Source organism: Bradyrhizobium sp. WSM1417 (assembly GCF_000515415.1).
GTDB lineage: Bacteria > Pseudomonadota > Alphaproteobacteria > Rhizobiales > Xanthobacteraceae > Bradyrhizobium.
This window is the reverse complement of the sequence record NZ_KI911783.1, coordinates 1,463,373-1,489,086: the sequence shown is the minus strand read 5'-3', so window position 1 is coordinate 1,489,086 and position 25,714 is coordinate 1,463,373. Positions and strand designations below refer to the sequence as shown.

Annotated in this window: 22 protein-coding genes; 11 read left to right on the top strand and 11 right to left on the bottom strand. The window is 65.7% G+C overall.

The window, feature by feature from the left end:
• Positions 1 to 89 precede the first annotated feature (89 nt).
• Positions 90 to 488: a helix-turn-helix domain-containing protein gene (locus BRA1417_RS0107185; protein WP_245286146.1), complete on the bottom strand. Its 399-nt coding sequence runs from the start codon at positions 486 to 488 to the stop codon at positions 90 to 92.
• Positions 489 to 783: 295 nt separating this feature from the next.
• Entirely contained in the window at positions 784 to 888 is a 105-nt protein-coding gene (locus BRA1417_RS45295) for a DUF2934 domain-containing protein (RefSeq protein WP_245286145.1), read from the bottom strand.
• Positions 889 to 1,166: 278 nt separating this feature from the next.
• On the opposite strand from BRA1417_RS45295, the gene BRA1417_RS0107180 reads away from it, so the two are divergent.
• The 3 genes from BRA1417_RS0107180 to BRA1417_RS0107170 all read left to right on the top strand — a co-directional run bounded on the left by BRA1417_RS0107180 (position 1,167) and on the right by BRA1417_RS0107170 (position 6,679).
• Complete coding sequence (locus BRA1417_RS0107180; RefSeq protein WP_027515253.1) at positions 1,167 to 4,643, top strand: tetratricopeptide repeat protein; 3,477 nt, start codon at positions 1,167 to 1,169, stop codon at positions 4,641 to 4,643.
• A 351-nt stretch (positions 4,644 to 4,994) separates the two neighbouring features.
• Positions 4,995 to 5,912, top strand: coding sequence for a sulfite exporter TauE/SafE family protein (locus BRA1417_RS0107175; RefSeq protein WP_027515252.1), 918 nt, complete (start codon positions 4,995 to 4,997; stop codon positions 5,910 to 5,912).
• Positions 5,909 to 6,679 carry a TIGR02186 family protein gene (locus tag BRA1417_RS0107170; RefSeq protein WP_027515251.1) on the top strand — a complete coding sequence of 257 codons (771 nt, stop codon included), beginning with the start codon at positions 5,909 to 5,911 and terminating at the stop codon, positions 6,677 to 6,679. Before BRA1417_RS0107175 ends, BRA1417_RS0107170 begins: the two co-directional genes overlap by 4 nt.
• A gap of 107 nt (positions 6,680 to 6,786) precedes the next feature.
• Here BRA1417_RS0107170 and BRA1417_RS0107165 read toward each other — a convergent pair whose 3' ends face one another.
• Both BRA1417_RS0107165 and BRA1417_RS0107160 read right to left on the bottom strand, forming a co-directional pair.
• Positions 6,787 to 7,563: an MBL fold metallo-hydrolase gene (locus BRA1417_RS0107165; protein ID WP_027515250.1), complete on the bottom strand. Its 777-nt coding sequence runs from the start codon at positions 7,561 to 7,563 to the stop codon at positions 6,787 to 6,789.
• A gap of 28 nt (positions 7,564 to 7,591) precedes the next feature.
• Entirely contained in the window at positions 7,592 to 8,503 is a 912-nt protein-coding gene (locus BRA1417_RS0107160; protein WP_027515249.1) for a DMT family transporter, read from the bottom strand.
• Between the two features lie 99 nt (positions 8,504 to 8,602).
• Here BRA1417_RS0107160 and BRA1417_RS0107155 point away from each other — a divergent pair, with 99 nt between their 5' ends.
• Positions 8,603 to 9,466 (top strand): LysR family transcriptional regulator, encoded by an 864-nt coding sequence (locus BRA1417_RS0107155; protein WP_027515248.1) that lies wholly within the window; start codon positions 8,603 to 8,605, stop codon positions 9,464 to 9,466.
• Here BRA1417_RS0107155 and pdeM read toward each other — a convergent pair.
• The 4 genes from pdeM to BRA1417_RS0107135 form a co-directional block, all read right to left on the bottom strand.
• Positions 9,463 to 10,134 carry a ligase-associated DNA damage response endonuclease PdeM gene (gene pdeM, locus BRA1417_RS0107150; protein WP_051448279.1) on the bottom strand — a complete coding sequence of 224 codons (672 nt, stop codon included), beginning with the start codon at positions 10,132 to 10,134 and terminating at the stop codon, positions 9,463 to 9,465. The two genes, BRA1417_RS0107155 and pdeM, sit on opposite strands and share 4 nt — an antisense overlap.
• Before the next feature lie 53 nt (positions 10,135 to 10,187).
• The gene (locus BRA1417_RS0107145) at positions 10,188 to 12,752 is read right to left on the bottom strand and encodes a ligase-associated DNA damage response DEXH box helicase (protein ID WP_027515246.1); all 2,565 of its coding nucleotides are present in this window, start codon (positions 12,750 to 12,752) and stop codon (positions 10,188 to 10,190) included.
• Between the two features lie 93 nt (positions 12,753 to 12,845).
• A complete protein-coding gene (locus BRA1417_RS0107140; RefSeq protein ID WP_027515245.1) occupies positions 12,846 to 14,075 on the bottom strand; it encodes an ABC transporter substrate-binding protein in 1,230 nt (409 codons plus the stop codon).
• Positions 14,076 to 14,189: 114 nt separating this feature from the next.
• A complete protein-coding gene (locus BRA1417_RS0107135) occupies positions 14,190 to 15,116 on the bottom strand; it encodes a methyltransferase domain-containing protein (RefSeq protein WP_027515244.1) in 927 nt (308 codons plus the stop codon).
• A gap of 65 nt (positions 15,117 to 15,181) precedes the next feature.
• Between BRA1417_RS0107135 and BRA1417_RS0107130 the strand changes: the two genes are divergently transcribed.
• From BRA1417_RS0107130 to BRA1417_RS0107110, 5 genes are all read left to right on the top strand, one after another.
• On the top strand, positions 15,182 to 16,219 hold the full coding sequence (locus BRA1417_RS0107130; RefSeq protein WP_035968373.1) for a ligase-associated DNA damage response exonuclease: 1,038 nt from the start codon (positions 15,182 to 15,184) through the stop codon (positions 16,217 to 16,219).
• The gene (locus BRA1417_RS0107125) at positions 16,216 to 17,874 is read left to right on the top strand and encodes a cisplatin damage response ATP-dependent DNA ligase (protein ID WP_027515242.1); all 1,659 of its coding nucleotides are present in this window, start codon (positions 16,216 to 16,218) and stop codon (positions 17,872 to 17,874) included. The genes BRA1417_RS0107130 and BRA1417_RS0107125 overlap by 4 nt, the downstream gene beginning before the upstream one ends.
• Positions 17,875 to 18,051: 177 nt before the next feature.
• The gene (locus tag BRA1417_RS0107120; protein WP_027515241.1) at positions 18,052 to 18,354 is read left to right on the top strand and encodes a DUF6460 domain-containing protein; all 303 of its coding nucleotides are present in this window, start codon (positions 18,052 to 18,054) and stop codon (positions 18,352 to 18,354) included.
• Positions 18,355 to 18,432: 78 nt separating this feature from the next.
• Complete coding sequence (locus BRA1417_RS0107115; protein WP_027515240.1) at positions 18,433 to 19,167, top strand: MBL fold metallo-hydrolase; 735 nt, start codon at positions 18,433 to 18,435, stop codon at positions 19,165 to 19,167.
• Between the two features lies 1 nt (position 19,168).
• Positions 19,169 to 20,551, top strand: a complete 1,383-nt coding sequence (locus BRA1417_RS0107110) for an MATE family efflux transporter (RefSeq protein ID WP_027515239.1) — start codon at positions 19,169 to 19,171, stop codon at positions 20,549 to 20,551.
• Between the two features lie 93 nt (positions 20,552 to 20,644).
• Here the strand turns inward: BRA1417_RS0107110 and BRA1417_RS0107105 are convergent, their stop codons facing one another.
• Together BRA1417_RS0107105 and BRA1417_RS0107100 are read right to left on the bottom strand one after the other, a co-directional pair.
• A complete protein-coding gene (locus BRA1417_RS0107105) occupies positions 20,645 to 21,742 on the bottom strand; it encodes a quinone-dependent dihydroorotate dehydrogenase (RefSeq protein WP_027515238.1) in 1,098 nt (365 codons plus the stop codon).
• Positions 21,739 to 22,083, bottom strand: coding sequence for a DUF952 domain-containing protein (locus BRA1417_RS0107100; RefSeq protein ID WP_027515237.1), 345 nt, complete (start codon positions 22,081 to 22,083; stop codon positions 21,739 to 21,741). Before BRA1417_RS0107100 ends, BRA1417_RS0107105 begins: the two co-directional genes overlap by 4 nt.
• Before the next feature lie 205 nt (positions 22,084 to 22,288).
• Between BRA1417_RS0107100 and BRA1417_RS0107095 the strand changes: the two genes are divergently transcribed.
• Complete coding sequence (locus BRA1417_RS0107095; RefSeq protein ID WP_027515236.1) at positions 22,289 to 22,942, top strand: helix-turn-helix transcriptional regulator; 654 nt, start codon at positions 22,289 to 22,291, stop codon at positions 22,940 to 22,942.
• 92 nt (positions 22,943 to 23,034) lie between these two features.
• On the top strand, positions 23,035 to 23,781 hold the full coding sequence (locus BRA1417_RS0107090) for a carbonic anhydrase (protein WP_027515235.1): 747 nt from the start codon (positions 23,035 to 23,037) through the stop codon (positions 23,779 to 23,781).
• 150 nt (positions 23,782 to 23,931) lie between these two features.
• Here the strand turns inward: BRA1417_RS0107090 and BRA1417_RS0107085 are convergent, their stop codons facing one another.
• The gene (locus BRA1417_RS0107085) at positions 23,932 to 25,575 is read right to left on the bottom strand and encodes a lysine--tRNA ligase (RefSeq protein WP_027515234.1); all 1,644 of its coding nucleotides are present in this window, start codon (positions 25,573 to 25,575) and stop codon (positions 23,932 to 23,934) included.
• Positions 25,576 to 25,714 lie beyond the last annotated feature (139 nt).

Here is a 25,714-nt window from a genome sequence, read left to right as displayed (position 1 = left end):
GCGCCGTGAACTAGAGCGTTTTCGAGCGAAATGGAGGCCGGTTCGCGTGAAGAAAACGCGTCAAATGAGACTCTAGAGCCGAAAAAGCTCTAGAGATTGCCGGCCCGAGCCTTCTGCTTGGCCGTGGCGCGCGGGCGCAAGCGAATATCGCCAAGCGTGATCTCGCGCCCAAGGGAGGAGCGAACCTTTATCGGCTCCAGTTCGCTGCCGTCGATGCCGTCAAGCATTCGAATGGGAGGCGGATCGGGCCGGAATAGCCATCGGTCGCCCCATTGGCGGAGTGCGATGATGGTCGCAAAGAGATCCTCGCCCATCTCGGTCAGAACGTACTCGTGCCGCCGCGCTTCCTCGGCGATGGGCCGGCGTTCGAGAATGCCAGAGGCGACGAGTTTCTTCAGTCGGGCGGTCAGCAGATTCCGCGACATCTCCAGCTCCTTCTGGAAATCGTCGAATCGGGTCGTGCCCCCGAAGGCCTGGCGCAGGATCATCAAACTGCCCCAGTCGCCGATGACGTCAACGGAGCGGGCCATGGGGCACTCGTACGAGGCCCAACTTTTCCGCTGCATGGACTGATCTCCTTCGCCGGTGTCGCCTGGGCAGGAATTAAGGCCCTATGCGATAACCGACAAGGGTGTCACAAACTCCTGCCGCGTCTCTTTGGACACCGATCGGGATCTAAGTCCAATGTCATTGACGGTTTGGGTACAGCACCTAGACCGGCAAATTGTCGGTCATTCCGGGCGGCGCCTCGCCTTGCTCCGAGCGTCCGGCGAGAAGTTGCTTTCAGCCTAGTACCAGCAAGGTGTCCATTTTCCCGCTGGGCTCGCCGGCACCTTTCCAGATCTCATAAGCGCGTTTGCGAACTTCTTGTTCGGTCAGACCAGCCAATCTGAGCCATCCTTTGCTCGCTGAAGTTCCGAGCTACTAGCACCGGAGAGTTCCTGGCATTGCGAGATTCCGATCGCATCCGACGGGCTGGGGAGCACAGCGCCCCGCCCAACTTTAAGACACCGTCAACGGGTTCCTTAACCCGTTATTTACCGTAACAGACAAAAGTCGGTTTTCGAGGCAGACGACCCGCGCCAAATCCGATTGTCTTTCAACCGGCACGCGAGGGGAGACTGGAGGCGCCGGGTGGGGCGCCGGAGTCGGAACCGGACAGAGTCATGAATTCGCGCGTATCGTGGAGTGTTGACGGCATCGATCCATCCGTCCGGGAGCGGGCCGAAGCTGCTGCGCGTCGCGCCGGCATGTCACTCAACGATTGGCTGAACTCCACGCTCGGCGAGACCGCCCCGCCGAACTTTCGCGGACTTTACGACCAGCGTCCGCAAGCCCAGCACGTTCCGAGTCAACTGCCGAGCCAAGTCCCGAGTCACGTGCCGAGCCAGGAAAGCCGCGAAGTCGCCGACATCCACCAGCGGCTCGACGCCATCACCCAGCAGATCGAACGGATTTCAAAACCCGCGCCGCGCCAAGATTCTTCGCGCCAAGATCCTTCACGACAAGATACTCCGCGACAAGACGTTTCGCGCGAGCAGGGCGTTGCGCGCCAGCTCAACGACGCGATCTCGCGGCTCGATGCCCGGCTGTCGCAAATCTCGAAGCCGCAGCAGGCTCCCGCACCGCGACAGGCCCCCGTTGAAACGCGCCAGCGCCAGGCCGATGCGGTCGAGCGCGCGGCAGCACAGGTCTATCGCAACTCACCACCGCTGAGCCCCGCGTCGTTCGACGTTGCCGTCGCCGAGATCACGGCACGGCAGAGCGAGCTCGACGGCTTTACGCCCCGGCAGATGCCGCCGCGCGCCGCGCCGCCGATCGCGCCTGCGGCAGCTCCTTACGCACCCCCGATGGCGCCATCCGCGCCTGCCTATGCTCCGCCGCCACCGCAGCCGGGGCCGGATTTCTCTGCGCTCGAGCGCCATCTGCTCAAGATCACGAGCCAGATCGAATCGCTGCAGCGGCCTGACAATACCGAACAGGCGATCAACACCTTCCGCAGCGAGCTTGCGGAGATCCGCAACGCCATCACCGAGGCGATGCCGCGCCGCGCGATCGAATCGATCGAGAACGAGATCCGCTCGCTGCATCGGCGCATCGACGAAACCCGCTCCAACGGGACCGACGGTCAGGTCCTGTCCGGCATCGAGCACGCGCTGTCCGAGATCAAGCAGGTGCTCCGCACGCTGACGCCGGCCGAGCAGCTCACCGGCTATGACGAGGCGATCCGCAATCTCGGCGCCAAGCTCGATCTGATCCTGCGCGCCAATGACGATCCCTCGACGGTCCGCCAGCTCGAAGGCGCGATCTCGGCACTGCGCGGCATCGTCTCCAACGTCGCCTCCAACGAAGCGCTGGCACGGCTCTCGGACGACGTGCAGCTGCTGTCGTCCAAGGTCGACCAGGTCACCCGCGCGTCCGGCCAGGGCGACAGTTTTGCGGTGCTGGAGCAGCGCATCGCGGCGCTCACCGCCGCTCTGGAAACGCGCGAGCGCCCTCGGCCATCCGAGAGCAGCGAGCATCTCGAAAGCGCGATCCGCGCCCTGTCCGACCGTTTCGATCGCATGCAGGTCGGCAACGATTCGGCTTCGACCTTTGCTCATCTCGAGCAGCGGGTCTCGTATCTGCTGGAGCGGCTCGAGGCCGCCTCCGATCCGCGCAACGGCAATTTCAGCCGCGTCGAGGACGGGCTGCACGACATCCTGCGCCACCTGGAGCGGCAGCAGGCGACCTATTCGGCGCTGGCCGAGAGCCGCAACTCCACGCCGCCTTCTGATTCCGGCATGGTCGATCTGGTCAAGCGCGAGCTCTCCGACATCCGCTTCAGCCAGGCCGAGACCAACCGGACCACCCAGGATTCGCTGGAAGCCGTCCACAACGCCCTTGGTCACGTCGTCGATCGTCTCTCGATGATCGAGGGCGATCTTCGCAATGTGCGCACCGCACCGCCCGCCCCTGCGCCGCAGCTGATGCCGATGCCGATGGCCGCTCCCATGGAGCCCGCGCCGATGGCGCACGAGCCGCGGCCGCAGCAACAGCAGCACCCGAAATACGATCCGAAGCCCGAGCTGCCCAATCCGGCCGCCGCGCAGGCGGCGCACGCCGCCTTCGCGGCCGCGCCGCGCGAATTCCATGCCGCCGCGCCGGCAGCGCCGCCGCCGATGCCGCCGCAGATGCCGATGGCACCGCCGGTTCCGCCACGCGCGATCAGCGAAATCCTGGAGCCGCATACGGCGCCCACGCGCGCCGCGCTTGCGCCCGAACTGCCGCCGGATCATCCGCTCGAGCCGGGCACACGGCCGGGTGCACGCATCGCCACGCCGTCCGAGCGCATCGCCGCGTCCGAAAGCGCAATCAGCGAAATCCCGGCCGCGCCCAAGGAGCCGGTGTCGTCGTCGAGTTTCATCGCCGCCGCGCGCCGCGCCGCGCAGGCCGCCGCCGCGCAGCCGCCCGAGAAGCCGGCCCGTGGCGCCAAGGCTGCAATCGCCCGCGCCAAGGACAAGGGCCAGGAAGGTGGCTCGACCATCACCTCGAAGATCCGCTCGCTGCTGGTCGGCGCGAGCGTGGTCGTGATCGTGCTCGGCACCTTCAAGATGGCGATGAACCTGCTCGATGGCGGCAGCTCGTCGCCGTCGCCGCAGGCGATGGAGAATTCGTCGCCCGCACCCGCGCCGCAGGCACCGCCGCCGGTCGAGAACAAGCCCGCCACGCCTGAGCAGGTCACACCGTCAATGACCTCGCCGACCCCGATCGGGCGGCAATCCCAGAACAATGCCGCGCCGGCGCCCGCCGCCAGTTCGGGCAACTCGGCCTCGGTCGAAATTCCGCCGGTGCCTGCCGCAGCGCCGCAGCCGGCCTCCGGCGACGTCACCGGCGCGCTGTCGGGCACGAGCCGCGCGAAACTCGCGATGATCCAGGTGCCGCCGACCGAAAAGCTGCCTGACGGCATCGGTGGCCCCGGCTTGCGCACCGCCGCGATGAAGGGCGATGCGACCGCGGCCTACGAGATTGGCGTGCGCTTTGCCGAGGGCAAGGGCGTCGCCGCAAACTACGACGAAGCCGCCAAATGGTACGACCGCGCGGCGCAGGCCGGCGTGGTGCCCGCCACCTTCCGCCTCGGGACACTCTACGAAAAGGGTCTCGGCGTGAAGAAGGACGCCGACATCGCCCGCCGCTACTACACGCAGGCGGCCGAGCGCGGCAACGCCAAGGCGATGCACAATCTCGCGGTGCTCGACGCCGATGGCGGCGGACGCGGCGCCAACTACAAGAGCGCGGCACTGTGGTTCCGGAAGGCCGCCGATCGCGGCGTCGCCGACAGCCAGTTCAACCTCGGCATCCTCTATGCCCGCGGCATCGGCGTCGAACAGAACCTCGCCGAATCCTACAAATGGTTCACCCTCGCCGCCGCCCAGGGTGACGCCGACGCAGCAACCAAGCGCGACGACGTCGCCAAGCGGCTCGACCCGCAATCGCTCGCCGCCGCCAAGCTCGCGATCCAGACCTTCAGCGCCGAGCCGCAGCCCGACGACGCCGTCAATGTTGCGGCCCCGAACGGCGGCTGGGACAGCGCCCCGCAGGCCAACGCGAAGCCTGCGCCGAAGCCGGTTGCCGCCAAGCGCGCGGCGTCGGCGGTGCGCTAGAACCGAATAGCTTTAGATCGAACCAAGCGAGCCGCGGGCTCGGTGCACCTCTCCCGCTTGCGGGAGAGGTCGGCGCGTAGCGCCGGGTGAGGGCTCTCACCTCTTGGGGGTTCTCGCCCGCGGCCACACCCTCTCCCCAACCCTCCCCCGCAAGCGGGGGAGGGAGCGCACCTTTGTCCTTGCGGGTAGCGAACCCAATCTCATCACGCTCTCACCGCAGCCATTCACCACGCCCGAAATTCCTGGTCCCGCCCGCCGCCGAATTCCGCTATTGAGGGACGCGGCAATCGTTCTGCCCTCCTGCGAGCATTCCGCGCAATCGATCCGTCTCGCGGGAAGCGTGGTCTCTCGATGCAGCTCTATCTCCCGATCGCCGATCTTCCGGTCAACGTCTTCCTCGTGCTGGCGATGGGCGCCGCGGTCGGCTTCGTCTCCGGCATGTTCGGGATCGGCGGCGGCTTCCTGATGACGCCGCTTTTGATCTTCATCGGCATCACGCCGGCGGTCGCGGTCGCCTCCGTCGCGAGCCACATCGCGGCCTCATCCTTCTCCGGCGCACTCGCCTATTGGCGGCGACGCGCGATCGACCCAGCGCTGGCGAGCGTGTTGTTGTGCGGCGGCGTCACCGGGACGGCGCTCGGGGTGTGGACCTTCACGCAGCTGCGCGCGCTCGGGCAACTCGATCTGATGATCGCACTGTCCTACGTCGTGCTGCTCACCACCGTCGGCAGCCTGATGTTCTCCGAAGGCCTGCGCGCTTTGATGCGGACCCGGCGCGGCGCGCTGGCGCCACGACGCACCCATAACTGGATTCATGGCCTGCCGCTGAAGATGCGGTTCAAGCGTTCCAAGATCTACCTCTCGGTCATTCCGGTCGTGATCGTCGGCATCGTGATCGGCTTCATCGGCGCCATCATGGGCATCGGCGGCGGCTTCATCCTGGTGCCGATCATGATCTATTTGCTGCGGGTGCCGACCTCGACGGTGATCGGCACCTCGATGGTCCTGACGCTGGTCACGATGCTGTTTGCGACCTTGCTGCATGCCGTGACCAACCACCTGGTCGACGCCGTGCTGGCGCTGATCCTGATGGTCGGCGGCGTCACCGGTGCGCAATTCGGCGCACGCGCCGGCCAGAAGATCCGTGGCGAGCAGCTGCGGCTGCTGCTCGGCCTCTTGATCCTCTCGGTCGGCGTTCGTTTCGCGATCGAGCTGGTGATCCGGCCCGAAGACCTCTTCACCATCCGCGAGCTGGGGGTGAACGGATGATGCGCGCAGCTCTCGCGGTCCTGCTCGTTGTGCTGCTCGGCTCCGTCGCACGCGCCGAGCGGCTGATCGTGTCGGTCTCCAACCATCGCGTCACCGTGACGCCGAACTATTCCGGCGAGGAGCTGGTGCTGTTCGGCTCGGTCGAGAAGGACGCCTCCACGCCCGCCGACCGCAAGACCTACGATCTCGTCGTCACCGTGATGGGCCCGCGCGCCGACATGGTGACGCGGCGCAAGGAGCGCACTTTCGGGATCTGGATCAACACCGACTACCGCCAGTTCCTGGAGGTGCCGAGCTATCTCGCACTGTTCGCCAACCGCTCCTTCGATGTCATCACCTCGCCCGAGATCGCGCGGCGCCAGCAGATCGGGCTCAACAACGTGCTGCTGACCCAGCGCGTCAGCGGCGATTATGCCGACGTGGTGCCGAACGACGCGTTCCGCTCCGCCTTCATCCGCCTACGAACCCAGCGCGGTCTCTACCGCGAGGATCCGAGCGCGGTGACGTTCCTGACACCGACCCTGTTCCGCACCGGCATTCCACTGCCGGCGGAGGTGCCGATCGGCACCTATGATGTGGAGATCAAGCTGTTTGCCGACGGCGCGTTCATCGGCAAGACCGAGACCGCGTTCGAGATCGTCAAGGTCGGCTTCGAGCAGTTCGTCGCGACGACGGCGCGGCAGAACGGCCTGATCTACGGGCTGGTTACGGCGGCGATGGCGTTGATGACGGGCTGGATGGCCTCGATCGTGTTCAGGAAGGATTGACCTTCGTCATTGCGGGCCCAGGTGCACGACGCGTTCTCCGCTGTCGTCCTGGCGAAGGCCAGGACGACGTTAGAAAACCACGACACTGCAAAACTACGACGTTGGGGCTACGGCGCCTGCACCACCGTCGGCACGCCGGGCTCCAGCAATCGCAGCCGGGTCCCGAAGCCCAGCACATCGAACGTCTTGCGCAGATCCTCGCTGTTCTGGCGGAAATGCGCCCACCCTTCCGTGTGCACCGGCACGATCATCGCATCGGGGAAGGCGCGTGCGGTCTCGATGGTGTCATTGGTGTCCATGGTGAGATGGAACGGCCCACGCGTTTGCGCGGCGCCGGCGAAAGGCATCACCACGCCGCATTTGAAGCGGCGCGCGACCTCGGCGACGCCGTCGAACCAGGTGGTGTCGCCGCTGATGTAGACCGAAGTTGTATCCTTGCGGCTCGACGACACCACGAAGCCGATGACGTCGCCCGACAGCGGCTCGATGCCGGCCGGGCCGTGACGCGCGGGCGTGGCGGTGATCGCCAGCGAGTTGCCGTCACGATCTTTCAGATGCGCCGTGCTCCATGGCGCGAGGCCTTCGACATGGCCGCCCAGGCGCTTGGCGCCGGCCTCGGTCGTCAGCGCGCGCGGCGCTTTAAGCAGATAGTCGCGGCCGGAATTGTCGAGATTGTCCGAATGCTGGTCGTGGCTGAGCAGGACCGCGTCGACCGGGCCGATTGCGTCGGCCTTCAGCGCGGGTCCCATCGTCTTCTCCAGTTTTACATGCGGCAGCTGATAGGCGGTGTGCGCGTCATCGAAGGTCGGGTCAGTGAGCAGGCGAAAGCCATCGATCTCGATCAGGGCAGTGGGACCGCCGATCAGGGTGATGGAAATGGGCATGATGGACTCCTCTTACGGGACGGACTTGTTACGAGACGGACTTGGCGGGCCGCGTCACTAGATAGATGCCGAGTGCGACCGGGATGATGCCGAGTAGATCGCGCGCCTCGACATGCTCGCCGAGCACCAGATACGCGAAAAGCATTCCGAGCGGCGGCATCAGGAAATGATAGGCACTGGCAGCCGTCGCGCCACACACTTTCAGGAGATGAAACCAGAGCCAGTAGGCGAGGATTGAGCCGCCGAGCACGAGGAAGGCGAAGGCGCCGATCAGGCCCGGCGTGACGTCGATGGCATGGACGTCGGCGAAGGTCAGCGCGACCGGCGTCAGCACGATGCCGGCGGCGAGATTCTGCACGCCATTGCCGATCCACAGCGAGCCCTTGGGCGCAAGCAGCTTGAACAAAATGGTGCCGGCGACGAGGGAGGCGAGCGAGGCCAGCGTGAACACGATGCCGTGCAGCGAGTCGGTGCCGACCGACAGGCGGTGCCAGACGACCAAGGTCACGCCGATGATCCCGAGCAGGAGGCCGCTCGCCTTGCGCCAGGTCATGCCTTCGCCGAGCAGCAGCGCGGCGAACCCCGCCGTGAACACTGGATTGGCCGACACGATCAGGCCGCCGAGGCCGGCGGAAACCGATTGCAGCCCGGTGTAGCCGAGGCCGAGATAGAGCGCGTTGTTGGCGACGCCGAGCACGGCGAAGATCGCGGCATCGCGCCAGGACAGCGACCAGTCGTCGCCGCGGGCCAGCGTGGCACCGAGAATCAAAATGCCGGCGAGCGAGAAGCGCGCGGCGAGCAGGATCAGCGGCGGGCAATGGGTGACGCCGATTTTGCCGGCGACGAAGGCGTAGCTCCAGAGCAGGCAGAACAGGCCGATCGCAAGCGGCAGCGTGTTGAAGCGGCTGCGGGGAACGGCAAGCGAGGGGGCGAGCGACATGAGGGACATTCTCCTGAGCCCTTGATCTAGGGAGCCGGCTTGTCATTTGGAAATTAAATGATTAACTTCCAGCCAGTGGATTTTTAAATGGAGACGGCCATGCTCGATCTGGAGCTCCTGCGCAGCTTCGTCTCGGTGGTCGATGCCGGCGGCTTCACGCGCGCCAGCGAGCGCGTCCATCGCACGCAATCGACCGTCAGCCAGCAGATCAAGCGGCTGGAGGAGGATGTCGGCCAGGTGCTGCTGCATCGCGACGGCAAGGACGTACGCCCGACCGAAGCCGGCGAACGGCTGCTGTCCTATGCGCGGCGGCTGTTGTCGCTTGCGGAAGAGGCCCGCGACGTGCTGCGCCAGCCCGACGGCGAAGGCGCGATCCGGCTCGGCATCCCCGAGGATTTTGCGGCGTATCGGCTGGCGAAACTGCTCGGCGCCTTCTCGCGCTCGCATCCGGGCCTGCGGCTCGATGTGCGCGCCGATCAGAGCAAGAACCTGTCGCGCGACCTCGATCGCGGCGAGCTCGACCTGGCGCTTTACAAGCGCGAGGCCGGCGCGAAGGGCGCGATTGCGGTGTGGCCAGAGCAGGTGCACTGGGTGACCAGCAAGAGCCATCCGATCCACGCCGATGTCGCCTCCGTGCCGTTGATCGGCTTTCCGCTCGGCTGCCTCTACCGCGCCGGCGCCATTCATGCGCTGGAAAGCGCGGGCCGCATCTGGCACATGTCCTATACCTCATCGAGCCTCGCCGGCATCCAGGCCGCGGTCGCCGCCGGCATGGGCTTGAGCATCCTGTCGGAGATGGCGATCCAGTCCGACCATCGCGTGCTGACGGCGAAGGACGGCTTTGCGCCGATCAACCGGACCGAAGTCGCGTTGATGGCTGCGCCCGGCGCAAGCCCCGCGACGCTGCGGCTGGCGGATCGACTCGCGGAGTTTTGCGACGATGTGCAGGCGAAGGCGGCTTAGCTGCACCGCGACGCGGCGATCGCGTGGACGCGGCGGTCGCCGAGCAGATGCGCGACAAAACCGTTCTTTGGAAAGATCTTTGCAAACGCAACATCGCGGATGCTGAGGCCGCCGGCATAGGCGCCGAAGGCGGGCATCACGGCGCGCATCCCGTCACAGGCGAAACAGCGGCGCTCCATCGAGCGGCCGCGCGCGGAGACGCGGGCCTTGGGATGGAGATGGCCGGCGATCTCGCCGCTCGCGCCGGTCGGCTCGTGGCGGAAAGTGAGCGGACCGATCGCGACTTCGTCGGCGACGGTGCCGCCGATATCACGCGGCAGCGCCGGATCGTGATTGCCTGAGATCCAGATCCAGTCGCGGCCGGCCTGCAAGGCGGCGACCGCGTCGCGATCCTCCGCCGACAGCCGTCCATGCGCGGTGCGATCGTGAAAACTGTCGCCGAGCGCGATGACCACGCGCGGATTATGGCGGGAGATGACAGCAGCGAGCCGGCCAAGCGTCGCGATGGTGTCGTAAGGCGGCAGCAGCACGCCGCGCATGGCGAAGCTGGAACCTTTTTCCAGATGCAGATCGGAAACGACGAGCAGGCGCTGCTCTTCCCAGAACAGCGCGCCGGAAAGATCGGCCGCGAACGTCACGCTGCTGATGCTGACATTCGAAACGCGCATGTCCTCGATATCCCCTGAACCCAGCGCGCCTGCCGTCACGTCAAAACCTGCTGTTATCCCATCGCCTCTTTGACGAGCTCGTCGGCGGCCTCCGCCAGGAGCTCGTCTCCAGCTTCGCCATAGACTGACTCGCGGCCGATTTCCAGCATCACGGGGACGGCCAGCGGCGAGACGCGGTCGAGTTCCCGATGCGTGATGCGGCCCTGGATGCGGGTGAGCATGTCGCTGAGGCGGCGCAGATCGAGCAGGCCAGTGGCGGCATCGGCCCGCGCGGCGCGCAGCAGCACGTGATCGGCCTGGTGCTTGCGCAAGACGTCGTAGACGAGATCGGTCGAGAACAGCACCTGGCGGCGGCTCTTCTCCTCGCCGGTATGACGGCGCGCGATCAGGCCGGAGATGATCGCGCAATTGCGGAAGGTGCGCTTCATCAGCGCTGATTCGGCGAGCCAGGCTTCGAGATCGTCGCCGAGCATGTCGGGATCGAACAGCGCGTCGAGGTCGATCCTGCCGTCCCGGATCATGGAGGACATGTCGCCGAGCGCCCAGACCGCGATCGCATATTCGTTGGCGACGAAACCGAGCGGCCGGGCGCGGGCGCGCTCCAGCCGCCGCGTCAAGAGCATGCCGAGCGTCTGGTGCGCGAGACGGCCTTCGAAGGGATAGCAGACGATGTAATGCTTGTTGGCGCGGGGAAAACTCTCGACCAGCAGCTCGCGCACCGCCGGCACGCGCGAGACGTCCTTTTGCAGTGACAGCCAGTCGCGCACCTGCTCCGGCAAGGCGCCCCACGCGCGCCCGTCGTTGAGCAAGCGGCGAACGCGTTCGGCAAGATATGTCGACAACGGAAACTTGCCGCCCATGTAGGACGGCACTTTCGGGTCCTTGTCGTTGGCGCGCGAGACATAGACCTGGTCCTCGACCAGGGTTTCGTAGCGCACCACCTCGCCCGAGAATACGAAGGTGTCGCCCGGGCTGAGGCCCTCGATGAAGGCTTCCTCGATCTCGCCGAGCAGCCTGCCGCCGCGCGAGATCACGCCTGTCGACCCCGCCCCGCCGCCGCGCGATCGCACCAGCCGCACCTTCAGCATGTCGTCCTCGACGATGGTGCCGACATTCATGCGGTAGCTCTGCCGCACCCTGGGATTGGCGACGCGCCAGCGCCCCTCCTTGTCCTGCTTGATGCGGGCGAAGCGCTCATAGGTCTTCAGCGCGTAGCCGCCGGAGGCGACGAAATCGACCACGTCGTCGAAATCCTGCCGCGTGAGATCGGCGTAGGGCGCGGCGGTGCGCACCTCGTCGTAGAGTTCGTCGGAGAAAAACGGCTCGCCGCAGGCGCAGCCGAGCACGTGCTGGGCCAGCACGTCGAGCGCCCCGATCCGCAGCGGCGGCGTGTCCTGCGCATTCTCGGCGATGGCGTCGATCGCGACGCGGCACTCCAGCACCTCGAAGCGGTTCGCCGGCACCAGCACCGCGCGTGAGGCTTCGTCGAGCCGGTGATTGGCGCGGCCGATGCGCTGCATCAGGCGCGAGGAACCCTTGGGCGCGCCGATATTGACGACGAGGTCGACGTCGCCCCAGTCGACGCCGAGATCGAGCGAGGAGGTACAGACCACGCCACGCAGTTTGCCCGCCGACATCGCGTCCTCGACCTTGCGGCGCTGGGCGACGTCGAGCGAGCCGTGATGCAGCGCGATGGCAAGGTTGTCGTCGTTCATGCTCCAGAGATTCTGGAACAGCATCTCCGCCTGGCTGCGGGTGTTGACGAAAACAAGCGTGGTCTTGTTGGCCTTGATCAGCTCGTAGATCTCGGGAAGCGCATGACGCGCACTGTGGCCGGCCCAGGGCAGGCGCTCGCGCGTGTCCATCATCTCAACCAGCGGCGCTGCCGCGCCACCGGCGATGACGATGTCGGCCGCCGCTTCCTTGCCGCCGGGCTGCGGCACCAGGAAGCGCGCCAGCGATTCCGGCTCGGCCACGGTCGCCGACAGGCCGATGGCGCGCATCTGCGGCGCCAATCGCCACAGCCGCGCGAGCCCAAGAGACAGAAGATCACCGCGCTTGGACGTCACCAGCGCATGCAGCTCGTCGAGCACGATGCGCTTCAAGGAGGAGAACAGGAACGGCGCGTCGTCGGAGGACAGCAGCAGCGCGAGCTGTTCCGGTGTCGTCAGCAAAATGTCCGGCGGATAGCGCCGCTGCCGCTGCCGCCGCGATGTTGGGGTGTCGCCGGTGCGCGTCTCGATCTTGATCGGCAGCCCCATCTCCGCGACGGGACGCTCGAGGTTGCGCGCGATATCGACGGCGAGCGCCTTGAGCGGCGAGATGTAGAGGGTGTGCAGGCCGCCGGTCCGTTGCAGGCTGCGGCCGGTGGAGATCACCGATTTCGCCGAAGCTTTGGGCGCAGAACTCAGCTCCAACAGCGTCGGCAGAAATCCCGCCAGCGTCTTGCCGGCGCCGGTGGGCGCGATCAGCAGTGCGGACCGGTCCTCGCGCGCCTTCTCCAGCAGCGCCAATTGATGCGCACGCGGCGTCCAGCCGCGGGCGGCGAACCACGCCTTGAAGTGGTCGGGCAGCAGCGCGGCAGGCGCGGCCGGGATTTTGCGGATGCGGGGCGGCACGGCATCACAGGTAAGCCGTGGGGGTGGGTTCGTCGAGGGGGTGTACTTCCCCTCTCCCCGCCGGGGAGAGAGGAAGAGACAGCGGTGCGCCCTCTACTCCGACATCGGCTTGTCGGAGATGTCCCAGTCCTTGCCGGTAAAGGTGGAGATGAAGAGCGTCTTCATCGGCGTGTAATCGTCAGGCGTGTAGTCGTAGGTGACGCCGTCGAGGAAATAAGGCGAGTGGAAGCCTTTGAGGTTGGAGGCCTGCTTCAGCACGTTGGCGCGGGTAAGCTCGTCGCCGCAGCGGCGCAGGATCTCGCCCATGGTGACGGCTTGGCCGTAGCCGGCGAAGGCGATGGTGTTGTCCTGATCGATCGCCGGCGTGTACTTCTTGCGCAGCTCCTCGAACGCCATCACGTCGGGGTCCTTCTCCCATTTGGGCAGGCCGACTTCCTTGTTGTAGCGGATGGCGACGATGCCGGCGGCGTTCTCGAGGCCCGCGGCATTGAGGATCGAGCGGCCGGTCGAGCCGGCCGACAACAGCTGCAGCGGCTTCCAGCCGAGCTCGGCCACTTTCCGGATCGACTGCGACGACGCCTTGCCGGTGGAGATGTTGTAGAAGACGTCCGCGCCCGATTTCGAGAGGTTGATGAGCTGGGAATCGACGGTCGGATCGGTCAGATCGTAGGTCTGCTCCATGATCACCTTGGCAGTGCCGCCGGCATCTTCCAGAACCTTCTTGAAGGGGCCGAGGAAATCGCGGCCGAAATCGTCGTTCTGGTAGAGGATGCCGACCTTCGCGTTCGGTTTCACGCTGACGACGTGCCGTGCCAGGATGCGCGCTTCGGTCGGATAGAGCGGCAGGCCCGCCATCGTCCATTTGAACTCTTTCGGGTTATTCCACTTCGACGCGCCGGTGTTCAGCAGCAGCTGCGGCACGCCCTTCGAGTTTAGGTATTTGTGCACGGCGGTCTGCGGCGCGGTGCCGAGCGAGCCGTAGAGCGCGAGCACCTCCTCCTGCTCGACCAGGCGCCGCGTCGCCTCGACGCATTTCGGCGCGCTGTAGGCATCGTCCATGGTGAGGAATTTGACCTTGCGTCCGTTGATGCCGCCCTTCTCGTTCAGCATCTGGAAATAGGCTTCGCCGATGCGCCCGAGCACGCCGTAGAGCGAGCCGGGGCCGGAATGCGGCACGGTCTGCCCGATCTTGATCTCGGTGTCGCTGGCCCCCGCATCGTATTTCTTCTCCGCCGCCCAGACGGAGGGCGCGGGCAAGGTGGATGCCGCGATGGTGGCGAGCGCGGCGGCGCTGAAATCGCGCCGCGATGGATTCTTCGTCATTATTCGTTTCTCCCTGGTGCGCGCATTGTGCTGGCATCGCTGCACGGCTCGCAAGTGGGAAGTCACGGCTTTGCGACGCAATGACGCTTAAAGCGCCGCATATAGCGCCTAGACTCAAGTTTTCTCGGCGACCACGACGAGGCCGCGCACCGGCTCGTTGTTCTCGGTGCGTGGCGAGGCCTGCTCCAATGTGAGGAGCTTGAGGCCGGCCTGCGCCATCGCATCGCGCACATATTCCGCCGAATGGGCATAGCGCAGGCCTTCGCCGAGAACGATGCCCCTGCCGTCATGGGTCTCCAGCGTGAACGCAAGCACGCCGCCGGGCGCGAGCACGCGCCTGGCTTCACCGAGCACCGGGGCGAGATCGGGGAGATAGACGAACGCATCGGCAGCGACGACGAGGTTCGTGCTCGCATCGCTCCTGCTGCGCAGGCCTTCGATCATGTCGGCGACCTCGAGCTCGGCATAGAGCCCGGTTGCGCGTGCCTCCTTGACCATGCCGGGCGACAGATCGATGCCAATGAACTGGTCGACCTGTTTTGCGAAGGCGGCGGCCGCAAGCCCGGTCCCGCATCCGAGATCGATGGCGCGCTTGAACAGGGCGGGCTTCTTCGCGGCGACGCGGGCCGCCACCACCGCCTTGAAGATCAGCGACGGCGCGCGATAGCCGAGATCGTTGATCAGCACGTGCTCGAAGCGCGGCGCGTATTGATCGAACAAGGCCTGCACATAGGCCTTGGGCATCTCGGACAATTGCGCGTCGCCGAGGCGTATCAGATGCAAATGGGCGCCATGTTGATCGCTGGGGTCGGACTCGCGCGATTTGCGAAAGGCCGCAATCGCCTTGTCGCGCTCGCCGAGTTGCGCGCGGATTTCGCCGAGCGTGAACCAGGCCGAGGTGAAATTCGGCGCAAGCTCGACGGTCTGCTCCAGCAGGTCGGCGGCGGCCGCCAGATCGCCCTTGAGCTGGAGGTCGCGCGCGAACTCGAAGCGGCGGTCGGCCACGAGATCGCCGGAGGTCAGGAACAGGCGCAGGGGCATTGGGAACCAGGAAGCGAAGTGGGCGGGTGACTCGAAGATGCGGGGTCGCAACCTATATAACAGGCATGCGTCCGCAAGACATCCTGCTGCCAGTTGCCGCCGGCCTATGCTGCAAGCCGGGCGGCTTCCATATCGACCCTGTCCGCCCGGTCGAGCGGGCCGTGATCACCCACGGCCATTCCGACCATGCCCGCGCCGGCCACGGCGCGGTGCTGGCGACGCAGGAAACGCTGGACATGATGCGGCTGCGCTATGGCGAGAATTTTGCCGGCTCGACGCAGGCGATCCGCTATGGCGAGGAGATCCGGCTCGGCGACGTCAGCGTGAAGTTTCATCCGGCCGGCCATGTGCTCGGTTCGGCGCAGGTCGCGGTCAGCTGCAAGGACACCTGCATCGTAGCCTCCGGCGACTACAAGGACGCGCCTGACCCGACCTGCACGCCGTTCGAGCTGGTGCCCTGCGACGTCTTCATCACCGAGGCGACGTTCGGACTGCCGGTGTTTCGCCATGGCGATGCCGCCGACGAGGTCAAGAAGCTGCTGGCGTCGGTGGCGCTGTTTCCGGAGCGCGCGCATCTCGTCGGCGCCTATTCGCTCGGCAAGGCGCAGCGCGTGATCGCGCTGCTGCGCCAGGCGGGTTACGATGCGCCGATCTATCTGCATGGCGCGATGGAGAAGATCACGCATTACTATCAGAGCCGCGGAATCGAGCTCGGCGAGTTGCGGCCGGTGAAGGGCGTGAAGAAGGCGGCGCTTGCCGGCACCATCACGCTGGCGCCACCCTCTGCGACGTCCGATCTCTGGACCCGGCGGTTTCCCGATCCCGTCACGGCATTCGCCTCCGGCTGGATGCGGGTGCGCGCCCGCGCGCGCCAACGCGGCATCGAGCTGCCCCTGGTGATCTCGGATCACGCCGATTGGGACGGCCTCACCGCCACGATCGCAGCGACCGGCGCCGGCGAGATCTGGGTCACCCATGGCCAGGAAGACGCGCTGGTGCATTGGTGCCAAAGCAAGGGTTTGCGGGCACGGCCGCTCGATCTGGTCGGCTACGGCGACGAGGAGGAGACCGAGACGCCGCTCGCTGACGAGGCCGAAGCATGAACCGCTTCGCCGAACTGCTCGACCGCCTCGCCTACGAGCCCGGCCGCAACAACAAGCTGCGGCTGATCACCAGCTATTTTCGCGAGGTCCCCGATCCCGATCGCGGCTACGCGCTGGCCGCGCTGACCGGCGCGCTGAGCTTCAAGCACGCAAAACCTTCTCTGCTGCGCGATCTTATCGCCCAGCGAACTGACCCGGTCTTGTTCGGCCTATCCTGGGACTATGTGGGCGATCTCTCCGAGACGATCGCGCTGATGTGGCCGAAGGCCGTGGGTGTCCACAACAACCCACCGCCCCCGACGCTCACCGAGGTCGTCACCACCCTGCGCACGCTCGGCAAGACCGAGCTGCCAAAACAGCTCGAGCGCTGGCTCGACGAGCTAGATGAGACTGGCCGCTGGGCGCTGTTGAAGCTCGTCACCGGCGCGTTGCGCATCGGCATCTCCGCGCGCCTGGCCAAGACTGCAGCCGCGGCACTCGGCGACAAGGACCCGCATGAGGTCGAGCTGATCTGGCCCGGTCTCGCGCCACCCTATCTCGACCTGTTCGCCTGGCTGGAAGGCCGCGGCGACAAGCCGGTCAATCGCGATCCCGCGCCGTTTCGCCCGGTGATGCTGGCACATGCGATCGAAGACACCGATTTCGCCGCGCTCGATCCCGCCGACTACATCGCCGAATGGAAATGGGACGGCATCCGCGTGCAGGCGGTGGCCGGCCGCGACGAGCACGGCCGCATCACCGCGCGGCTCTATTCGCGCACTGGCGAGGACATCACCGGAAGCTTTCCGGATCTCGTTCCATCGTTGCGGCTGCCCGGCGCCATCGACGGCGAGCTTCTGATCCTGCGCGAAGGGCGCGTGCAGAGTTTCAATGTTCTGCAACAGCGGCTCAACCGCAAGCTCGTGTCTCCGAAGCTGATCAAGGAGTTTCCAATTCATCTGCGCGCCTACGATCTGCTCGGCGACGACGAGAACGATTTGCGCGAGCTACCGTTCGCGGAGCGCCGCGAACGGCTGGAGACCTTTATCGGCAAGCTCGACGATCCCCGCATCGATCTCTCGCCCACCGTGCCCTTCGCAAGCTGGGAGGCGCTGACCGCCGCACGCGCCGATCCCGCGAGCGCTGGTGCGGGCGAAGACGCGGACGCCGTCGAAGGCGTGATGCTGAAGCGGCGCGACGCACTCTATCTGCCGGGACGGCCGAAGGGACAGTGGTGGAAGTGGAAGCGCGATCCGCACATCATCGACGCCGTGCTGATGTATGCGCAGCGCGGCCACGGCAAACGCTCGTCCTACTATTCCGACTACACCTTCGGCGTCTGGACCGCAGGCGCGGGCAGTGACGAGCTGGTGCCGGTCGGAAAAGCCTATTTCGGCTTCACCGACGAAGAGCTGCTCCAGATCGACCGCTTCGTGCGTCGCAATACCACCGAAAAATTCGGCCCCGTCCGCCACGTCGTACACGAGCCGGACAAGGGCTTGGTGCTGGAGGTTGCCTTCGAGGGGCTACAGCGCTCACCACGGCACAAATCCGGCGTCGCGATGCGCTTTCCCCGCATCAGCCGCTTGCGCTGGGACAAGCCGCCGCGGGAGGCCGACCGGCTGGAAACGCTGGAAAAGATGCTGAAAGCGGAGGCGGCGGAGATTGAGGCGTGAGTGCGCTCCCTCTCCCGCTTCCGCCAAGGCTTCGGCGGACAAGCGCGGGAGAGGTTAGGGAGCCCGCGGCATCCTTGCCCGCATTAAAATCCCGTAAGCCGATTGACGCCCCCTCACGGGTTCCCCATGTCCCCCGCCTTGCCCTATGATAGGGTCGAATCCCCTGAGGAGTTTGAGATGGCCCACGACGTCAGAGATTTGCCGGCCGGCCGCAGTGACGGCCTGCACCGCTTTCTCGGCGGCTCGCCGTTGGCGGTCGCGTTTCGCCTGGTGCTGCTCTCGATCCTGGTCGGCGTCGTGCTGGCGGCGATCGGCTTCGATCCTTGGAATATCATCTACAGCATTCGTCTTCTGTTCCAGCGGCTGTGGGATCTCGGCTTCGACACCGTGAACTGGCTGTGGCGCTACTTCCTGCTCGGCGCTGTCATCGTGATCCCGATCTGGCTGCTGATGCGCGTTTTCGGCACGCCGCGCAGGTAAGCCGTTAGTTTTGAGCATGATCTTGTCGGAAAACCGCTTCACACTTTTCCGGATCATGCTCTAGGGAGCCAGCAGCCGATGCAATTGCGCTTTGTCGGCTGCGGCGACGCCTTCGGATCGGGCGGCAGGCTCAACACCTGCTTCCACGTCTCGGGGCGCGAAGCCAACTTCCTGATCGATTGCGGCGCGTCGGCTTTGCCGGCGCTGAAGCGGCTCGAGATCGACCGCAACGAGATCGATCTCATCCTGATCACGCATTTCCACGGCGACCATTTTGCCGGGCTGCCGTTTGTCCTGCTCGACGCGCAATTCTCGCGGCGGACGCGGCCGCTCACGATCGCCGGCCCGAAAGGCATCGAGACGCGGCTGCGTGCGGTGATGGAGGCTCTGTTCGAGCACTCCTCGAAGACGAAACAGCGCTTCGAGCTGTCCGTCGTCGAGCTCGCGCCCGAGCAGAGCCAAAGCTTCGGCGCGGTGACGGTGACGCCCTACCGGGTCGTGCACGGCGAATCCGGCGGACCGTTTCTCGCCTATCGCATCGAAGCCGAGGGCCGCACGCTGGCCTACAGCGCCGATACCGAATGGACGGAGACGCTCATTCCGCTGGCGCATGGCGCCGACCTTTTCATCGTCGAGGCCTATATGTACGAGAAGGTGGTCAAGAATCACCTCAGCCTGAAGACCTTGGAACAGCACCTTCCCGAAATCGGCGCAAAACGCCTCGTGCTCACCCATATGAGCGAAGACGTGCTGTCGCGCCTCGACGACATCGCCCATCTCGCCGCCGAAGACGGCATGGTGCTCGTGTTCTGACATGCACGCACCCGTTCACTTGAAGATCGGCTCCCGTCAGGTCTTCGCCATCGCAGGCCCCGCGATGGTCGCCAACCTCACCACGCCGCTGATCGGCGTGGTCTCGACCACCGCGATCGGACGGCTGGACGACGCCGCGCTGCTCGGCGGCGTCGCCATAGCATCCGTTATCTTCGACTGCCTGTTCTGGCTGTTCGGATTCCTGCGCATGAGCACGCTCGCCTTCACGGCGCAGGCGCTCGGCGCCGGCGAGACGCGCGAGCTGACCGCGATCCTGGTGCGCGGCTTCATCGTCGCTGGCCTGATCGGCGTCGCGCTGATTGCATTGCAACTGCCGCTGGCGGCCGTGCTGTTCGACCTAATGGGCGGCAGCGAGGGCGTCACGCGCGCGGCAAAAACCTACTTCGTGATCCGGATCTGGTCGGCGCCGCTGGCGCTCGCCAATTACGTCATCCTCGGCTGGCTGGTCGGCCAGGCTCGCGCCAATCCGGCGCTCGCGCTCCAGGTCGTCATCAATCTCGTCAACGCGGCGGCGACGATTCTGCTGGTGCTGGTCTACAACACCGGCATCGCGGGTGCTGCGATCGCGGCGCTGCTGTCTGAAGCGGCCGGATTCGGGCTCGCGATGATGGTCTGCCGCCGCTATAAGGACGGTGGGTTCGCTGTGCCATACGCAGAGCTGTTCGACCGGGCCAAGCTGATGCGGCTGCTGGCGGTGAACTCCGACATCCTGATCCGCACCGCGGCGCTGATCGCCGTGTTTCTGTTCTTCACCGCCAAGGGCGCGCGGGCCGGCGATGTCACGCTGGCCGCCAATTCCGTGCTCAACAACTTTCTGCTGGTCAGCGCCTTCTTCCTCGATGGTGTTGCCAACGCAGCCCAGCAGCTTTGCGGCCGTACGCTCGGCGCACGCGACGCCAGGGGATTTGCGGATTCGACCCGGCTGGTGCTGCTATGGGGGCTCGGCTTCGCGCTGGTCGTGTCCGCGCTGTTCGCGCTGTTCGGGCCGAATTTGATCGATGTCATGACGGCGAGCGAAAGCGTCCGTCGCGGCGCGCGGGAATTCCTGCCGTTCGTCGTACTCGCGCCGATTCCCGGCGTGTTCGCCTTCGGCTTCGACGGCATCTATATCGGCGCGACCTGGGCGCGCGAGATGCGCAATCTGATGCTGGCCTCGCTCGCGATCTTCCTCGGCACCTGGTGGGCGCTGCAATCGTTCGGCAATGCCGGGCTGTGGGGCGCGCTGATCGCCTCCTATGTCTCGCGCGGCGGCTTGCAGGCGGCGCGCTATCCGGCGCTGTACAGGAAGACGTTTCTTTCTTCTCCTTCTCCCCGCTTGCGGGGAGAAGGTCGGGATGAGGGGGAGTCTCGGCAGGGACGGTGAGGGCGGGACTCGCGGAGAGTCCCCCTCACCCGGATTGCATCTTCGATGCAATCCGACCTCTCCCCGCAAGCGGGGCGAGGTGAAGAAAACCGCCTACATCCCGGGCCAGTCTTCCGCCGTCAGCGTGGCGGCGTCGGAGCCGACGATCTCGGAGAGAGAATCCCGCCCCGTCCGCAACAGCGTCGAGGCGAGGTCGCGCTTGATCTCGTCGACGAGGCCGAGGCCCTTGTAGACCAGCGACGAATAGAGCTGGATCAGGCTCGCGCCGGCGCGGATTTTCGTCAGCGCGGCGCCGCCCGAATCCACGCCGCCGACGCCGATCAGGGGGAATGCGCCCTCGACGCGCACATAGGTCTCGGCAACCATCCGCGTCGACAGCCGGAACAGCGGCCGGCCGGACAGGCCGCCCTGCTCCCTGGCGCGCATCTCCTCGCGCAGCGTGCTCGGCCGCGCGATCGTGGTGTTCGACACGATCATGCCGTCGACCCGGCGCGAGCGCGCGACCTGCACGACGTCGTCGAGCTGGGCGAGGCTCAGATCCGGCGCGATCTTGAGCAGCACCGGCGTGTCGCCGGCGCTCTCACGCACCCGCTGGCGCGCGTCGATCACCCTGGCGAGGAGATCGTCGAGCAGCGCGCCTTCCTGCAGATTGCGCAGGCCCGGCGTGTTCGGCGAGGACACGTTGACGGTGAAATAGCTCGCGACCGGCGCAAAGGTCTCGATCAGCTTGACGTAATCGTTGACGCGATCGGGCGAATCCTTGTTGGCTCCGACATTGACGCCGACGATGCCGCCGTGCTGCGCGCGCGCCGCGAGCCGGCGCAGGGCGGTCTCCGCGCCGTCATTGTTGAAGCCCATGCGGTTGATGACGGCCTCGTCGCGCTCCAGACGAAACAGCCGCGGCCGCGGATTGCCGCTTTGCGGTTTCGGCGTCACCGAGCCGATCTCGACGAAGCCGAAGCCGAGCCGCAGCAGCGCATCCGGTACTTCGGCGCTCTTGTCGAAACCCGCTGCCATGCCGATCGGATTGGGGAAGTTGAGCCCGAACGCACGCACCGCAAGCTTGGGATCGTCAGCGTGCGGCTTGCCCGGCGGCAGGAAGCGGAGGCCCTGGATCGCGAGGCGATGCGCATCCTCCGGATCGAGCCAGCGCAACACCGGCAGCGAGAGAGCGTCGAAAGCGCGGATCACGGGGCAAGCTCCGGAACGTCGTGACCGCCGTCGGAGCGCGTATTGAGGTTGATCACCGCAAGCACAGCGCCAAGATCGAGCTCGCCATAGAGATGCGGAAACAGTTCCTCATTGCGCGAACGCTCCCAGCGCAATGCGCTGCCGAGCGCATCGCCGTCGACCTCGACCAGGAACAGCGCGCGCTGCCCGACATAATGCTTCTGCAGGGTCTCGGGAACCTGGGCGGCGGTCGAGAAATGGATGAATCCGTCGCGCGAATCGTCCGCGCTGCCGCGGTAGACACCCTGCCGCTCCGCCTCGCGCCAGGCCGAGGCCGGACAGATTTTGTAGATCTTGACCACCGCTTACGCAGCCCTGTTTGCCCGTTGGAGACAGCTCTTTGAGTCTCCTGGGGATTTTCGTCTCTCGTGGGTCGTTAAATCCCGGGCGGGACCGTAAAGGCCACCCCTGCCGAACTCAAGACTTAGACACCGCCTCTTGCACCGAAAACGGAAAACCGATTGATTTGAGGATAGTTTTCCTGAGTTGCGACGGGCTGGACCTTCCATGGTCAGGCAGGCCAAAGCGCAGAGGATGCTCACCCACGACCAGATCTGGGGCGCGCTGGATCGGCTGGCGGCGCGTGCCGGCCTGTCGCCGTCAGGCCTCGCCAAGCGCGCCGGGCTCGATCCCACCACCTTCAACAAGTCCAAGCGCGTCACCTCCGACGGCCGCGAGCGCTGGCCCTCGACCGAATCGATCGCGAAAGCGCTGGCGGCGGCAGATTCCTCGATCGACACCTTTGCAAGGCTGGTCGCCGACGAGGCAGGCGGCGGCCGCTCGGTGCCGCTGCTCGGCTTCGCGCTGGCGGGCGCGAGCGGTGCCTTCGACGAGTCCGGCCTTCCCATCGGCAAGGGCTGGACCGAATTTGCCCTTCCCGCCGCTGAGGACAACAACAGCTTCGCGCTGCAGATTTCCGGCGAAGCGCTTGCGCCCGCCTATCGCGACGGCGACATCATCCTGGTTGCGCCCCGCGCGCCGATCCGCAACGGGGATCGCGTCGTGGTGAAGAGCAAGGCGGGCGAGCTGACGGTGGCGACGCTGAAGCGCCGCACGGCAAAGGCTCTGGATTTGCAGCCGCTCGATGCCTCCCAGGCCGAACGCAGGATGGCGGCGAGCGAGGTCGGCTGGATCGCGCGGATCGTGTGGGCAAGCCAGTGATCGGGTCTCGCTTGGCGTCCTTGCGACTCAGCATCTCTCTCGCATAGGTTGCGGCCACTCATTGCCAAGCAAGTCATGTCAGGGGGAATATAATGAATCGCCGTCACGCATTGAAGGCCCTCGCGGGTCTTGCGCTTTGTCCGCTCTGCAAGCCGGCCTTCGCCGCCGAAGGTGCGCATTGGAGCTATGAAGGCGCCGGCGCAAAATGGGGCGATCTCGACGCGGCCAACAAGGCCTGCGCGGTCGGCCTGCAACAATCGCCGATCGACATCGAGGCGACGGTGAAATCGCAATTGCCTGCGCTGAAGCTGAACTGGGGCAAGAGCACCGACACCATCGTCAACAACGGGCATACGATCCAGCTCAACTTCGCCGAGGGCAGCACGCTCACGCTCGGCGACGTCAAATACAAGCTGCTCCAGGTGCATTTCCACCGGCCGAGCGAGCACATGATCGGCGGCAAGAATTTTCCGATGGAGGCGCATTTCGTCCATCGCAACGAGGCCGGCGGGCTCGCCGTGGTCGGCGTGCTGATGGCCGAGGGCAGGCCGAACCCGGCCTTCGCCAAGATCGTCAAGACCATGCCGGCCGCCGAAGGTCCCGCCGTGAAGGCGGATACGACCATCGATCCCCACGCCATGCTGCCCACGAAGCTCAGCTATTTCCGCTATCCCGGCTCGCTGACGACGCCGCCCTGCTCAGAAGTGGTCGAATGGCTGCTGCTGACCAACCCGATCCAGGTGTCGGCCATCGATGTCGCCGCGTTCGCAAAGCTCTACCCGATGAACGCACGCCCGGTGCAGAAGGACAACCGGCGCTACGTGCTGCGGTCGATCTGAGCTGCGGCACCCTGCGACTTAGCTATCTGGCTCGATGTCATTCCCCGCGAAGGCGGGGAATCCAGTACGCCGCGGCGTCTCGGTTGAGCACGGCGGTCTCTGGAATACTGGATCGTCCGCCTTCGCGGACGATGACGGTGAGTGCTGGACTCACGCGCTCCGCGCCAGCGCGCCGTCGATCATGTTCACCGCGTTCTGCACGCCATACACCGCGACAAAGGAGCCGAAGCGCGGGCCCTTTTCCTGGCCGAGCAGCACCTGGTAGAGCATGTTGAACCAGTCGAGTGTCACGCCGGGACGGCCGTCCTTGCCCTTCTTGACCTCGTCGAGGAACGGCTCGCGGCGGCCGATCTCGTAGACGACGTTCTGGATGTCCTCGGCCGAGGCGTCCTGCGGAAGCTGCGATAATGCATCCCGCAAATCCTGCAGCGCCGCGCGCTCCGTCTCGGTCGGCTCGCGGAATGTCTTCGTCGGCGCGACGAAGTCGCGATAATAATTGATGGCATAGCCGACCATCGCATCGAGCTTGGGATGCGTCTGCGGGCTCACCCCGGGTCGATAGCGGCCAATGAAACCCCACAACGTCTCGGCATTCTCCGCGTTCGACGACGACACCAGCGTCAGCAAGAGCTGGAACGTGACGGGCATATCGAACTTCGGCGGATGGCCGCTGTGGACATGCCAGACCGGATTGCCGAGCTGCTGCTTGGCGTCCTGCTTGGCAAAGCCGTCGATGAACTGCTGGTAGTCGTCGACGTTGCGCGGGATGACGTCGAAATACAGCCGCTTGGCCGCCTTCGGCTCGCGATACATGAACAGCGACAGCGATTCCGGCGAGGCGTAGCGCAGCCATTCGTCGATGGTCAGCCCGTTGCCCTTCGACTTCGAGATCTTCTGGCCCTTGTCGTCAAGGAAGAGCTCGTAGTTGAAGCCTTCGGGCGGCGTGGCGCCAAGCGCCCTCGCGATCGCGCCGGAGAGTTTGACCGAGTCGATCAAATCCTTGCCGGCCATCTCGTAATCGACGCCGAGCGCGACCCAGCGCATCGCCCAATCGGCCTTCCATTGGCACTTGACGTTGCCGCCGGTGACCGGGGTCTCGACTTCCTGGTTGGTATCAGGATCGAGATAGGTCACCGTGCCGGCCGCAACGTCGCGGCGGATCATCGGCACCTGGAGTACGACGCCTGTGGTCTTGCTGATCGGGAGGAACGGCGAATAGGTCGCGCGGCGGTCGGGTCCGAGCGTCGGCAGGATGATCGCCATCACCTTGTCGTAGGCAGCCAGCATCTTGAGCAGCGTCGCGTCGAAACGGCCGGACGTGTAATAGTCGGTCGAGCTCGCGAATTCGTAGTCGAAGCCGAAATGATCGAGGAAGGCGCGCAGCCGCGCGTTGTTGTGGTGCCCGAACGACGGGTACTCGTTGGAGAACGGATCCGGCACGCGGGTCAGCGGCTTGCCGAGATGCGCGGCCAGCATCTCCTTGTTGGGGACGTTGTCGGGCACTTTCCGAAACCCGTCCATGTCGTCGGAGAACGCGAGCAGGCGCGTCTTGATCCTGTTCTCGGTCAGCACATGGAAGGCGTGCCGCACCATCGAGGTGCGCGCGACCTCGCCGAAGGTGCCGATATGCGGCAGGCCTGATGGCCCGTAGCCGGTCTCGAACAGCACCTCGTCCTTCGGGCTTTTCTTCAGCCGCGCGACAATGGCCTTCGCCTGCTCGAACGGCCAGGCGTTGGATTGTTCGGCGAGCGCACGCAGATCGCTCGGGTTCGCGGCAAGATCGATAACGGACATCTAAGGGGCCTCCGGGCCGCGGAAAATAGCGATTTCCGGGCAGAATGCAAAAAGGTGGTGCGGCCTTCGCCGCTCTTACTCCCTCGCCCCGTTCTTACGGGGAGAGGGTTGGGGTGAGGGGCTGCTTCCGCAATCACGG